Here is a 14471-nt window from a genome sequence, read left to right as displayed (position 1 = left end):
CAATTAGTACTAATTATCTAATATTTACGTTCATTTTTTCGGGGCGCGTAGCTCAGGGGTAGAGCATCTGCCTTTTAAGCAGAGGGTCGGTGGTTCGAGCCCACCCGCGCTCACTCCCTTAATGCCTTGTAACTTAAATCTGTTGCAAGGCTTTTTTATTTTTAAAATTGCTGATTAATTCCAGACGATTCATCTACAGAACTATTGTAATTCAAAAATGAAGTAAAATAGAACCTTCATTTATTATATGCAGAGAGTAACGGGGCATTGTTAAGTAACCATAGCTGATCTTATCTGCTCTTTAATTCCTTGTAGACGGTATTATGGCAAGAGATAATTTTTTGAAGTATTAAAAATCGATGCACTCTGTTTTGAGGGCTTTCAATTTAAACCTGCTTTTGTTATTCGGGATATCTGAGTTTAATTCTTTATGCTTTGTATAGTTATGATAATTCATTATTTTACAAAAAATATTTTAAGTAAAAATCCTTCTCTGTTAACTCAATGAGCAATTTCATAACGAATAGTCAGCAAAAGCAATTAAAAACAAGACTTATCGAATTACTCGCAAAGAGCGACGAATTAAAATTTCTGATAGGTTTTTTTTATTTCTCTGGCATCAGAGAATTGTATAATGGACTAAAAGAAAATCCAAAAGTGACAATTAAAGTGCTCGTTGGACTTGATGTCGATAAGATCAATTATCGTTTAATTGAGCACTCAGAGGACGAAAAATTATCTGATGAGGAAAAAATAGAAAATTTCTTTAGTTCAGTTAAAAAATCAATTAATAATGATGCCTTTGATGTCAAGGAGTTCTATGAACAATCGACTTTTTTCCTGAAATTAATTGCCGACAATAGATTGATTATAAGAAAAACCTATCGGCCGAACCACTCAAAATTGTATTTATTTAAGTTGGAGGAAGGACAGGTTGGTAAGTCAAAATTATTTATTACAGGCAGCAGCAATCTAACCCGGGCGGGTCTTTCTGAGCAAAACGAATTTAATGTTGAAATTAGCGATTACGGCTTTGAAGAAGCTGAAAAATACTTTGATGATTTATGGAATACCGCAGTTAAAATTACAGAACAGGAAGATATTAAAGAAAGATTGATCAAAACTATTGAAAACGAAACTCATATCAGAAAAATAAAACCATTCGAAGCGTATGTATTCGTTTTAAAATCATATCTCGATTCTTTCCAGCATAAATCTTTATCGTCCTCTCTCAAAGAATTATTAAGTAAAAAAGGGTACAAAAACTATAAATATCAAAATGATGCTGTTGAAATTGCTCTTTCGATCATCGAGCAGCATGGCGGGGTACTGGTTGCAGATGTAGTAGGACTCGGTAAATCTGTAATTGCCTGCATGATTGCTAAACAGTTGAGAGCAAGAGGACTTGTGTTGTGTCCGCCTGGTTTAATTGGCGATGATAATAAAACTGAAGGCTGGCGGAAATATTTAAATGAATTTCAGCTTTATGATTGGGAGGCTCGCTCAATTGGTGACCTTGAAGAAGTTTTAGATTTTGTGAAAAACAATGATGACATTGAAGTTATTATTGTCGATGAAGCACATCGCTTCAGAAATCCCGATACTCAAAGTTATGAACTTCTAAAAAATATTTGCAGAAATAAAAAGGTAATTCTACTTACTGCCACACCTTTCAATAATAAACCGGAAGATATTCTGGCTATGCTCAATCTCTTCATTATTCCCAAACAATCGTCAATCACGCTTGAAAACAACATCATCTCTACATTTAGAACAATAAATACTTTATTCGATAGACTTGCCTATATTACAAAAAATTATAATTCGAAAGATAAACGTAAATTAAATAGGGCTAAGAGTTATTACAGATTATTATTTGACGAAAGTGAAATTGACCTAAGAAGAGTTAAAAGGAAATCACATTCGCTGGCTAAACAAATTCGCGATGTAATTGAACCAATAACTATTAGAAGAAATCGATTGGATTTATTGAAAAATCCTTTCTACAAAAATGAGGTTAAAGATTTATCTAAAGTCGAACCACCGATTGAATGGTTTTATGAATTGACCGACGAGCAATCAAGTTTTTATGATGAAATAATGACTAATTATTTTGAAGACCCTGATTACGGTGGGAAATTCAAAGGCGCTATTTATCTGCCTTTTGTTTATGAGGAAGGTGTTGACACCAGATCGTCCGATGACAAGGATAAAGAAAAAAATCGTGAGTTGTTACAACAGCGTAACTTATTCGATATTATGCGCAGACTCCTTGTTAAGAGATTTGAAAGCTCTTTCGGCGCATTCGTGCAAAGTATCAAGAACTTCAAACATATTAACTAAACTGTACTTGAATTTATAACTAAAACAGGAAATGACGATCCAGAAAAAGGGAAATATATTTTAGACAGAGAATTAATTGAAAGAATTGTCGAATGGACACCGGATGAAATTGAAGATAAATTAAAAGAGTATCCAGAAATTCTTAAAAAAGAAACTTACCCGAAAAAATATAAGATCTACCAGATCGAAAAGTTCAAACATGCAAAAAAATTTATTGCGGATATTCAATCAGATATTCAATTGTTTGATGAAATTCTTGACAGACTTTCAAATCTAAATTTGATTGATAATGACCCCAAGGTTTCCTGTCTGCTTAAAAATATCGAAAAAGAATTGAATGAGGTACCATCGCCACATGAACCCAAAAGAAAGATTGTAATTTTTTCTGAATACGCCGATACTGTAATTTATGTTTATGAAAAAATGAAAAAGTTAAAGCCGCAACTTGCTGAAAGAACGCTAGTTGTTACAGGCTCAATAAGCGATTCGAAAATTTCAGAGGTGAATAAGAATTTTGATGCATCGGCGAGTGTACAATACAATGATTATGACATTTTACTTTCAACGGATAAACTGAGCGAAGGTTTTAACCTTAATCGCGCAGGAATGATTGTTAATTATGATATTCCCTGGAATCCCGTTAAAGTAATTCAAAGACTTGGAAGAATTAATCGCATAAGCAAAAAAGTATTTGATAAAATCTATATCGTTAACTTCTTCCCGACCGAAAAGGGTGCCGAACTGGTTCGCTCCCGAGAAATTGCACAGAATAAGATGTTTATGATACACAATACCTTAGGAGAAGATTCAAAAATATTTGATATCGACGAAGAACCTACACCTTCAAAGCTTTATCAAAAATTAATGCAAACTCCTGACGAAAGCGAAGAGGAAAGCTTCCATACAAAAATTCTTAATCTTTATCAGGAAATTAAAGAGAAATACCCAGAAGTAATTTCAACAATCGACCAATTTCCAAGTCGAGTAAAAGTAACTAAAACTTCTAATGAAGACGAAATGATTGTTTGCTTCCGTAAAAGCAGAGTGTACATAAGACTTTTAAGGAAAGTTGATGGGAAAATGGATATTTCTGATTCTTCGTTTGAAGAGATACTCGAAAAAATTAAATGCGAACCGGAGGAAAAACCAATTGAAATTGACGATGAATTCTGGGAAATGTATGAGAGAGTTAAAAATTATGAAAATACATCCAGTAATGGAGCTTCAATGTTTAGCATTGAAAATAAAGCACTCGGTAAACTTGACTTCCTTATCCGCACTAACGAGTCTGCTGAGTTGTTACCTCATAAAAAATTCCTGCGCATGTTAAGAGAAGATATTATTGACTACGGAACTTTGTCTGAATATACATTAAGAAGAATTGCCAATCTTAAAACTGAAGTTATGGATTTCAAAAGCATAATAGAAGAAATAAACCAATTGGAAGCTGAGTTAGGCGAAGATTATTTATCAAAAGAAAAACAAAGAATATCATCGAAAGAAAAAGAAGTAATAGTGGCAATCTTGAATAAATCTCAGTGAAGGTAATTAAACCGCAGAGAACGCAAAGTATGCGCAAAGAACACTCTGACACAGTGACCTTTGCGATTCTTGGCGCCCTTAGCGGTTAAAAACATTGATTAAATGGGCAAAGAAAAAGGAAGAAATGAAAGACTGAGAAATTAAACCGCAGAGAACGCAAAGTATGCGCAAAGAACGCTTTGACACAGTGACCTTTGCGATTCTTGGCGCCCTTAGCGGTTAAAAACATTGATTAAATGGGCAAAGAAAAAGGAAGAAATGAAAGACTGAAAAATTAAACCGCAGAGAACGCAAAGGTTGCGCAAAGAATGCTCTGACACAATGATCTTTGCGTTTCTTAGCGCCCTTAGCGGTTAAAAAAGATCCAAGCAACGAGGGAGTAATTTATGAGCATCAAAGAAATCATAAGCAACCTTACAACCAATTTTGACCCTGAATATATTGTTCACCTCTTAAGAGAAAAGGCAAGAACATTTCGACAAATTAATAGATCCCTTCCGCAGTATAACGATGAAAATTTCATCGACTGTTTACATTTAGGTGAGTTCACATTAGAGAATCATGACAAAATGATAGTTGTTACTGTTAAAGTAAGCAAAGAACTCTCCGAACGCTCCGGCAAAAAAGCACAATACGCATTAGGTAAAAAAATCCTGAAAAATCTCAACAGTTACATCGGTGGCTTTTTTATTTTTTACGATGATAAAAGTGATTTCCGTTTTTCTTTAATCTACGCAATTCCCCTCGCAACGGGAAAAAGAGACTGGAACAATTTCAAAAGATACACTTACTTTGTCAGTAAAGAGCAGGCGAACAAAACATTTATCAATCAAATAACCTCTGCCGACTTTTCAACCCTCGATAAAATAATAGATGCATTCAGCGTAGAGAAAGTTACAAAAGAATTTTACACAGAAATTGCGAACTGGTTTTTCTGGGCTATGGATCTTGTCGAATTTCCTGATGATGAAGACAAAGACAGGGAAAACAGAAATGCAAAGAGTCTCATCCGACTTATCACCAGAATGATTTTCATCTGGTTTATGAAAGAGAAAAGACTTATTCCTCCTTCACTCTTTGAAAAATCTGTAATTGATGAAATTATAAACTACAAGGATAAAACCGGCAGTACTTACTACAAAGCCATACTTCAAAATTTGTTTTTTGCCACACTTAATACAAAAATGAAAAGCGATGACCCAAATAGCAGAATTTTTGTTGACGAGGCAGAAAAACGTGGCTTTGTAAGCGATGCGTATCTTGAGCAAGGTTATTACCGTTACAAAAGATTTATTAAAAATAAAGAACTATTCCTGAAGCAATTTGAAAAAGTACCTTTTCTTAATGGTGGTTTGTTTGAATCGCTTGATAAAAAAGTTGATGGAAAAGAAATAAGAATCGATTGCTTCTCGGATAATCCAAAAAATGAAACCCGACTTAAAGTACCGGATGAACTCTTCTTTCTTGAAACGGAAAGAGAAATAAACCTCTCTAACTACATTGAAAAAGCTAATAACAAAAAAGTCAAAGGATTATTCTCCATTTTTAAGCAATATAACTTTACAATCGACGAGAATACTCCGGTTGACCAGGATGTTGCATTAGACCCTGAACTTTTAGGTAAAGTTTTTGAGAATCTTTTAGCTGCCTATGTCCCCGAAACAGCAACCACAGCACGAAAATCCACCGGTAGTTATTACACACCGCGAGAAATTGTCGAGTATATGGTTGATGAATCTTTAATTGCTTATTTGAAAAACAAGGTAATTGAACGTGCAAAAAGTTATTTGCCACTTGGAACAGACCAGGCCGATATGTTTGGCAATAGTGTAATTGTTGGTCAACTGAAACTTGAGGAAGAATTATTAAGAGGCAGATGGATAAACAAAGAAGAGCAATTTACAGCTGAACTCAAAAAGCTATTTTCGTATGACGATACTCAACCCGAATTTACAGCAGAAGAAAAAGAATTTTTAATTGATGCAATAGAAAATCTAAAAGTGCTGGATCCTGCCTGCGGCAGCGGTGCTTTTCCTATGGGAGTTCTGCATAAACTCGTTCTTGCATTGCATAAGCTCGATCCTCAGAATGAGATATGGAAGAAAAAAATGCTCGAGAAAGTGCCTGCAGAAATTCGACACGAAACTGAAGTATCTCTACAGAACAAGTCGATTGATTATATAAGAAAATTAGGTCTGATTGAAAATTGCATTTACGGAGTTGACATACAGGAGATAGCAATTCAAATAAGCAAACTGAGATTTTTCATTTCACTCCTCGTTGAACAGGAAATTGATGACACAAAAGAAAACCGCGACATTCGTGCCCTGCCCAATCTCGAAACAAAATTTGTTGCTGCTAATACATTAATTGGACTGGAACGTTCGGAACAAATGAAACTAACTTCAAATGAAATTGAAAAACTGGAAAAGAATTTATTCAAAGTTAGAGAAGAAATTTTTTACACAAACAGCCGGAAAGAAAAATATGAACTCCAGAAAAAAGAGAGGCAGTTAAGAGCGGAATTAAAAATTGCATTAGAACATAACGGCTTTCCAAATGACATTACAGAAAAAATAACTAAATGGGACCCATTCGATCAGAACACTCACGCAGATTGGTTTGACCCCGAGTGGATGTTTGGAGTAAAAGTTTATACCGAACAGGATCGAAGTGAGGGATTTTATATCGTGATTGGGAATCCGCCGTATGTTCAATTGCAAAAATCGATTAGTGACAAATCAAAATTAAAATATGCCGACTTATACAAAAATCAGAATTATAAAACATTTGATAGGACTGGAGATATTTATTGTCTTTTTTATGAAAAAGGAATTAATCTATTAAAAGAATCTGGATTTTTGTGTTACATCACTTCTAACAAATGGATGCGTGCGGGTTACGGAGAAGTTTTAAGAAAGTTCTTCTCAAGATTAAATCCCATACTGTTAATTGATTTAGGTCCCGGTGTTTTTGAAAATGCCACCGTTGATACAAACATCCTGTTGATACAAAAAGCAAACAATGATAACAAACTATTGGCAGTTACTTTACAAAAAGAAAATAATAATGCTGACATAGCTAAACAACTCAATGAGCGTGGCGTAATCTTAAATAAACTTACTAAAGATGCCTGGTTCATAGGCAACAGCGCTGAGCAAAGGCTCAAAGAAAAAATTGAGCGGAAGGGCAAGCCCCTAAGGGATTGGGATGTGAATATTTACCGTGGAATTGTAACCGGCTTAAACGAAGCCTTTATCATCACCACCGAAAAGCGCAATGAGATACTTGATAATTGTAAAGATGTGGCCGAAAGGGAACGCACCGAAGCCATTATCAAACCAATTTTAAGAGGGCGCGATATAAAACGCTACTACTACGAATGGGCAGGGCTGTGGGTGATTATTGCTAAATATAATAGTTATAAAATTATTCCAAATGAATATCCTGCAATCTACAACCATTTAAAAAAATTTGAGATTCAATTAAAAGACAGAGGTCAATGCAGGTATTCAAGAAATGAAAAACAAAAAAATCAGGATTTTCCTGGACAACATCATTGGCTGGAACTGGATAATAATCCCAATGATGAATATCTTGGTAAATTTGAGAAGGAGAAGGTGGTATGGAAAAGGATCGGTTCAGTAATTAGATTTTCTTATGACAATAAAAGTATGTATACAATTGATAGTAATGTTATAATGACTGGTAAAAATATTAAGTTTTTATGTGGTTATTTAAATTCAAGATTATCTATAAAGCAACTATTAGAGAATTCACCAAAAACTGGTACTGGTGATGTAATTATCAGTGTTCAAGCTCTAGAGCCACATAAAATTCCCTCCATCACCGCCTCCAATCAGCCGATAGTTTCGCAGATAGAGGCGCTGGTAGACAAAATTCTTCAGGCTAAGAAAGCCAACCCAAATACAGACACCACCGCATGGGAACGCGAGATAGACCAGCTGGTGTACCGTTTATACGATTTAACAGAAGAAGAAATAAAGATTATTGAGAAGAAATAAAAAGGGTGGAGGTATGGGTACAAACCAAAATATAAATAATCATCAAGTTTTTATGGTAATTGATCAGATAAGAAGCCGCTTAGGTTCTGATGATGCTTCACAAATACCAATAGAGGATAGAGATTTAATTATATCTATAATTGAATATTTTGAAGCAAGAATGAGTATCGTTTACGTCGAATTCACGATTAAAAATACGCTTAATACCATTCAAACATACTTTCAACAAGCCCTTAACGATATAAATAATTTTTTGGTAAACAAAAATTATGGACATATTAATAATGCGAAGAATAGTTTAATAAATGCAATACCATCTATAAATTCTCTTCCTTTTATAATACCTAAAAGAGATAATTTATCAAAGATTGTAACAGACTTTAGAAATTTAGTAACATCTGAATTAAAAGAAATGCAAAACAAATTTAATGATATTAAAAATAAAATTAGTTCCTTTAATCAACTAGTTACACAGATTGATCAAAGATTTAGTCAACAACAGCAACAAATAAATCAATTATCTGCAGGATTTCAAAATGAGTTTAATCAATTAAAATCTTCTTTAAGTAAAGAAATAGTAGAAGAAAAAAATAAAGTCATAGAACAGAGTAATAGATTATTGAATGAACTATCAAATAAACTTGAGAGTGCAAAGAAAATAGTAAACATAATTGGTAATATTAGTGTTACAGGTGACTATCAAGAAACTGCGGAGTATCATAGAAAACAAGCAAATGTGTGGAGAAGAATAACAGTTGTATTTATGACGGTAGCTGTTGGTTATATGGCGTTTACTGTATTGAATATTGGACATTATGATTGGCACATTTCATTATTAAGGATATTATCAACTCTTCTTTTCATTTATCCTGCTCAATATGCTGCTAATCAATCAAAGATTCATAGAGATCAAGAAATTTATAATAAAAAGATGGAGTTAGATTTGGCTGCTATTAATCCTTTTATTGAATTATTTGATGAAAAGAAAAAACAAGAAATTAAAGAAAAATTAGTAGAAAAATATTTTAGTCCCAATACCATAAATGATAAAGTAGAAAATGGTATTCCGATTACGGTATATGAAAAAATCATTAGTCAGATTATTAGCTTAATTAAGTCTTTTAAAGGAACTGGTGCATAAGATATTGGCTTAATAATGGAAACTCACTAGATAGATAAAAGCAAGTGTGAAAGAAAGATAAACCCATTGTGTATAATTTGTACGATTTGACAGATTAGTAGATAAAGATTGTGGAGGGATAGGCCCCGGTCGTTGAGCTTGTCGAAACGACCGCACCATAAAGCCCGCTCGACCCGGTACGTTTTTTACAAGCGGCTACACTTTGATAAATCAATGCTTCGCTCAACGAGCGATGAAATCCTGCGGTCGTTGAGTAATGAAATGTATCGAAACGACCGCTAATGCTCGTCCCGGTACACTTCGTTACTCGACGAGCGATTACGTCCTCGGTTGCTGAGTAGTTCTTCGATAGAAGAACGTATCGAAGCAACCGCCAGCGCTCGTTTCGATACGCACTTCGTGCTACTCAACGAGCGGAAGATATTTCGGTTGCTGAGCTTGTCGAAGCAACCGCTTTTAAGTGAAAGTGAATTTTTAAGATTCATTAGAGTTTGCTTCGCTCACTTCGTTCGCTCGCAAGGACGATTCAGTAAGTGTCATTACGAGGAATCACCCCGCCTGTGGCGGGGGGATGACGAAGTAATCTAAAGAAGCATTTTGAAGTTTGCTTTGTCATTCACCTGCGGATTATTCCTCGCAGAGACGAGCTGACTCATAATGTCATTGTGAGTCCTGCTATTGGTGGTACGAAGCAATCTCTTGTAGTTTAAAAAGGCGATCTATTTCACGCAGCGGTTGCTGAGCCTGTCGAAGCAACCGCCATCCAAAACAAGAAACAACCAAAATTTAATAAACTTGCTTTCATAAAAAAACAATATATTTATACAAGCAATTTCAATCTGGAAATGGAAAACATTAACTACGAAAAAAAATCACTAAAATTATTTCAGTCAATCAATCCTGATTATTTATCGATTGCAAAAGAATGCGTCGCTTTTGCAAATGCAAAGGGAGGTGTTATTGCTATAGGAATTGAAAATAATCAGGATTATCCACCGAGTAATCAAAAAATTCCCCAAGATTTACCGGAAAACATTCGGAAAAGAATTAGCGAACTCACGGTTAATGTTGGTATTGATGTAACTATTCAAAAATCCGAAAATGGAGGAGAATGGTTGAAGATACAGGTTCTACCTTCCCAGTCAACTATTGCATCCACAACAGATGGAAGATATTATATACGCGTATCAGACCAATGCAAACCAGTCTTGCCTGATGAACTTTCACGACTTTTTACCGACAAATCTGCTTTTATCTGGGAAACAAAGGTTGTTCAAAAAATAAAATTGCACCAATGCGACCAGAATAAACTTAAACATTTTGTAGAGGACGTAAAACAATCGTTTCGTGTTAGTGATTTTGTAAAACAAAAATCTATAGAAGAATTGTTACTGTATTATCATTTTATAAATGAAGATGGATATTTAACAAATTTAGGTATTTTATGGCTGGGTAATCAAAATCAAAGAAGTAATTTGCTATATGCTCCAGTCGTACAATTTATAAAATACGATATCAATGGTAATAAAATAAAAAAATTAGTCTGGGACGATTTTTCTTATAATCCCAAAGAGCTCATCCATGATATTTGGATAAAGATAGAGGAGTGGAGAGAAGGGGTTGAAATCTCTGAGGGCATATTTGGTAGAACTATTATTTATAACTATAATGAAAATGTAATAAGAGAATTGCTTGCAAATGCTATTGTCCACAAACCATATACTACAAGAGGCGATATTTTTATCAATTTATATCCAGATAGACTGGAAATTCATAATCCAGGATTATTGCCTTTGGGAGTAACACCTCAAAATATATTACATCAATCTGTGAGAAGAAACGAGCATCTTTCAAAAATTTTTTATGACCTTAATCTGATGGAAAGAGAAGGGAGTGGTTATGATAAGATATATGAAATTCTTTTAAGTGAAGCCAAAAAGCTTCCAGAGGTAGAAGAAAAAGATGATAGAGTCGTAGTAAGAATATTTAGTGCTATTCAGGATCAAAAGGTTATTACATTAATTGAGAAAATAAAACAGTTTTATCTGCTTAATCAAAAAGAGATTATCTGTCTTGGTATTATTGCCCAGAAACAAAGTATTATAGCTACAGAATTTGCTCGTGCAATACAGAGTAGAGATGATAAACAAATTAGGAACTGGTTGGGCAGATTAATTAAATATGAGATTATAAAGACAATAGGCAAAACAAAAGGAATGAAATATTTCATAAATCCCGTAGTACTTAAAAATACAGATTTAGAAAAAACCAATTTAATAAACATCGAGCCTCATCGTTTAAAAGCACTCATAATTGAGGATTTAAAAAATTATCCTCATTCAACTATTAAGGAAATACATAATCGAATTGGTAAAGAAATTTCAATTAGAAATTTAAGAACTTGTTTATATAATTTTGTTAAAAATGGAGAAATTAAATCTTCAGGAAGTAAAAAATTCCGCAGATATTTTATTGACGAAAATTGGGGGAAATAAATGCTTATTTTTTTGGTTATAAAATGGGAAAAAAGGTAACATATTATTTTATAAGGATTTTTATTGACAGAAGTATGGGGAAAAAAATGACAATTTTTATTGACACAAAAATAAAAAATCCAATTCACTTACTTTCAGCTCATTGTCATGATAATTTTCGAAAAAAATCTTTTTATTGATAAAATAATAATTACTGTTTAAAGTTTTAATACTTAGTTGAAATAATAAATTATAGAAAACACTACCCGCGGTTGCTGAGCCTGTCGAAGCAACCGCATTAGCAGATCCTCCATGTGATGTTCAATTTATGCGATTTAATGGAGGATAAAAAGAATGAAGAAGTACTAAATAAAATAGAGGGTAGAAATGAATCAAGTAAATGAACCAAAATCAATTTGGGGAGGAAATTGGACGGAAAAGAAACTTGAAGCGTTTGAAAATTATGTGTCTGCTTATCTAACTATAATGAATGCACAAAAGAGAAAATACAATGGCTGGCCTATAACAATTTATTTTGATGGCTTTGCCGGGAGTGGAGAAAGAATTTCAATGTCAGAAGAACAAAGACAGTTATTTTCTGAATACCTTGTAAAAGAAGATTTAGCAGTTTATAAAGGTTCGGCAGAAAGAGTACTCAGTATAAGTCAAAAATTCGATTATTACTATCTTGTAGATAATGATCTCAGAGCAATTGAAAAATTGAAAAATAAACTCTCATTCTTGAATTTGATTTTAAACAATTGTTATTTTATTCCCGATGATGTAAATAATCAGTTGATTAAACTCTCTGAAATTCTGAATCAAACGAGTGCTGCTCTTGTCTTGTTAGATCCATTCGGTATGCAAATTAACTGGTCGAGTATTGAAAAGCTTAAAGATAAAAGAGTTGATCTTTGGATTTTAATACCATCTGGTGTAATAATAAATAGATTTCTAGATAAAAAAGGGAAGTTGATATTTTCAAAGAAACTACAGTCCTACTTTGGGCTAACAGAAGATGAAATCCGAGATAGATTTTATGATGTAGAGACCGTTGAAACTTTATTTGGTGATGAAGAAAAGATTAAAAAAACAAATGACTCTATTCATAAAATTGCTGAACTTTATATAGAAAATTTGAAAAAAGATTTGGAGATTCGTTACGGATAAACCTTTGATATTGAATAACACGCGGAATTTACCTATTTATCATTTTGTTTTTGCATCAAACAATGAAACAGCATTAAATATTGCAAAGCAAATAATTAAGAAGAGAAATAAATGAAAACAACAAAGATCGAATGGACTGAAAAAGTCTGGAATCCAAGCATTGGGTGTGATAAAATTTCTGCTGGTTGTAAATTCTGCTATGCAGAAATTTTTTCCAGACGATTAAAGGCAATGGGCGTTGAAGATTACAAAGATGGATTTACTTTTAAGATATTACCGCATCGTCTGGAAGAACCGCTAAAGATTAAAAAGCCAACAAAATTTTTTGTTAATTCAATGAGTGATTTATTCCACGAACAAATGCCATTTGAATATCTTGATATGATATTTGAAGTAATAAAAAAAACACCACAACACATTTATCAAATACTTACTAAGCGAGATACACTAATGCTGGAATATTTTTCAAATCGAAATGTTCCCAACAATGTTTGGCTTGGGGTAAGTGTTGAAAATGCAACTTATAAAAAAAGGATAGATACACTAAGAGAAGTAAAAGCTTCAATCAGATTTATTTCATTTGAACCGCTTATTGGTTCCGTAGGTAAAGTAAATTTAAAAGATATTCATTGGGCAATTGTGGGTGGCGAATCTGGAAAAAAAGCCAGGGCAATTAAATCAGCATGGGTGAACGAATTATTTGAACAATGTAAAGAACAGGGTGTTGCATTTTTCTTTAAGCAATGGGGTAGTTGGGGCGCAGATGAAGTAAAACGAAGCAAGAAAGCCAATGGTAGGTTATTCAAAGGGAAAGTATGGAATGAATATCCATTGAGTGTGACCCAGAGATAGATAGTCTTGCGTATAGTTACATGGGCATCTTAATGATTAGTAAAAAATTATTACTAAATAAATATCTCTGTTTTAGTGATAAAAAAAGAAAATAATCACCGATTCCAGAGGAAACGCATAGGATGAATTGACGCTCGTTTCGGTACGCACTTCGTTCTACATTTCGATAAACTCAATGCTTCGCTCAACGAGCGATTACGTCCTCGGTTGCTGAGTAGTTCTTCGATAGAAGAACGTATCGAAGCAACCGCCAGCGCTCGTTTCGATACGCACTTCGTGCTACTCAACGAGCGGAAGATATTTCGGTTGCTGAGCTTGTCGAAGCAACCGCCATAACAATGAGGATTGTAGCCATGAAAGGATATGTATACATCCTTCGTTGTTCCGATGGGTCATATTACACAGGCAGTACAAATGATTTGGAACGCAGACTATGGCAGCACCAAAATGGTGAAGGAGCAAATTACACAAAGAAGAGACTTCCTGTAGAGTTGGTGTATTACGAAGAGTACGAACGAATAGATGAGGCATATTACAGAGAAAAACAAATTCAGGGATGGAGCAGGAAGAAGAAAGAAGCTCTTATAGAAGGTCGTTTTGAGGATTTATCTGTGCTTGCAAAAAAGCATGGAAAAAAGAAATAAATCGCTCGTCTCGGTACACTTCGTTACTCGACGAGCGGAAATCATCCCGCGGTTGCTGAGTAGCGAAGCGTATCGAAGCAACCGCCAGCGCTCGTTTCGATACGCACTTCGTGCTACATTTCGATAAACTCAATGCATCGCTCAACGAGCGGAACACCCCGCGGTCGTTGAGTAATGAAATGTATCGAAACGACCGCTAATGCTCGTCTCGGTACACTTCGTTACTCGACGAGCGATTACGTCCTCGGTTGCAGTGTAATTCTTCGATAGAAGAACGTAT

Annotated in this window: 9 protein-coding genes and 1 tRNA gene; 9 read left to right on the top strand and 1 reads right to left on the bottom strand. The window is 34.2% G+C overall.

All coding sequences use genetic code 11. The features are described 5' to 3' along the window. The first annotated feature begins 41 nt into the window (after positions 1-41). The 5 genes from ACUN8G_RS13025 to ACUN8G_RS13005 all read left to right on the top strand — a co-directional run bounded on the left by ACUN8G_RS13025 (position 42) and on the right by ACUN8G_RS13005 (position 9051). A tRNA-Lys gene (locus ACUN8G_RS13025) sits at positions 42-113 on the top strand. A gap of 391 nt (positions 114-504) precedes the next feature. After that, positions 505-2343 (top strand): SNF2-related protein, encoded by a 1839-nt coding sequence (locus ACUN8G_RS13020; RefSeq protein WP_437345374.1) that lies wholly within the window; start codon positions 505-507, stop codon positions 2341-2343. A gap of 240 nt (positions 2344-2583) precedes the next feature. Further along, positions 2584-3885, top strand: a complete 1302-nt coding sequence (locus ACUN8G_RS13015; protein ID WP_437345373.1) for a helicase-related protein — start codon at positions 2584-2586, stop codon at positions 3883-3885. A 386-nt stretch (positions 3886-4271) separates the two neighbouring features. Next, positions 4272-7910: an Eco57I restriction-modification methylase domain-containing protein gene (locus tag ACUN8G_RS13010; protein ID WP_437345372.1), complete on the top strand. Its 3639-nt coding sequence runs from the start codon at positions 4272-4274 to the stop codon at positions 7908-7910. Positions 7911-7923: 13 nt separating this feature from the next. Continuing rightward, on the top strand, positions 7924-9051 hold the full coding sequence (locus ACUN8G_RS13005) for a hypothetical protein (protein WP_445480949.1): 1128 nt from the start codon (positions 7924-7926) through the stop codon (positions 9049-9051). Positions 9052-9329: 278 nt separating this feature from the next. On the opposite strand, the gene ACUN8G_RS13000 is transcribed toward ACUN8G_RS13005, so the two are convergent. Further along, entirely contained in the window at positions 9330-9536 is a 207-nt protein-coding gene (locus ACUN8G_RS13000; RefSeq protein ID WP_445480948.1) for a hypothetical protein, read from the bottom strand. A gap of 360 nt (positions 9537-9896) precedes the next feature. Here ACUN8G_RS13000 and ACUN8G_RS12995 point away from each other — a divergent pair, with 360 nt between their 5' ends. The 4 genes from ACUN8G_RS12995 (at position 9897) to ACUN8G_RS12980 (ending at position 14191) form a co-directional block, all read left to right on the top strand. After that, complete coding sequence (locus ACUN8G_RS12995) at positions 9897-11546, top strand: ATP-binding protein (protein ID WP_437345370.1); 1650 nt, start codon at positions 9897-9899, stop codon at positions 11544-11546. A gap of 366 nt (positions 11547-11912) precedes the next feature. After that, positions 11913-12695, top strand: coding sequence for a three-Cys-motif partner protein TcmP (gene tcmP, locus ACUN8G_RS12990; protein WP_437345369.1), 783 nt, complete (start codon positions 11913-11915; stop codon positions 12693-12695). A 111-nt stretch (positions 12696-12806) separates the two neighbouring features. After that, on the top strand, positions 12807-13547 hold the full coding sequence (locus tag ACUN8G_RS12985; RefSeq protein ID WP_437345368.1) for a DUF5131 family protein: 741 nt from the start codon (positions 12807-12809) through the stop codon (positions 13545-13547). A 353-nt stretch (positions 13548-13900) separates the two neighbouring features. Continuing rightward, a complete protein-coding gene (locus tag ACUN8G_RS12980) occupies positions 13901-14191 on the top strand; it encodes a GIY-YIG nuclease family protein (RefSeq protein ID WP_437345367.1) in 291 nt (96 codons plus the stop codon). The last annotated feature ends 280 nt before the right edge of the window (positions 14192-14471 follow it).

It is taken from the genome of Melioribacter sulfuriphilus (assembly GCF_052656625.1).
This window is presented reverse-complemented; position numbering and strand designations above follow the sequence as displayed.

Bases quoted from the DNA above. Each gene is read 5' to 3' on its own strand.
- ACUN8G_RS13020 (WP_437345374.1), top strand. From the start codon at position 505: ATGAGCAATTTCATAACGAATAGTCAGCAAAAGCAATTAAAAACAAGA.
- ACUN8G_RS13010 (WP_437345372.1), top strand. From the start codon at position 4,272: ATGAGCATCAAAGAAATCATAAGCAACCTTACAACCAATTTTGACCCT.
- ACUN8G_RS13005 (WP_445480949.1), top strand. From the start codon at position 7,924: ATGGGTACAAACCAAAATATAAATAATCATCAAGTTTTTATGGTAATT.
- ACUN8G_RS13000 (WP_445480948.1), bottom strand. From the start codon at position 9,536: ATGAATCTTAAAAATTCACTTTCACTTAAAAGCGGTTGCTTCGACAAG.
- ACUN8G_RS12995 (WP_437345370.1), top strand. From the start codon at position 9,897: ATGGAAAACATTAACTACGAAAAAAAATCACTAAAATTATTTCAGTCA.
- tcmP (WP_437345369.1), top strand. From the start codon at position 11,913: ATGAATCAAGTAAATGAACCAAAATCAATTTGGGGAGGAAATTGGACG.
- ACUN8G_RS12985 (WP_437345368.1), top strand. From the start codon at position 12,807: ATGAAAACAACAAAGATCGAATGGACTGAAAAAGTCTGGAATCCAAGC.
- ACUN8G_RS12980 (WP_437345367.1), top strand. From the start codon at position 13,901: ATGAAAGGATATGTATACATCCTTCGTTGTTCCGATGGGTCATATTAC.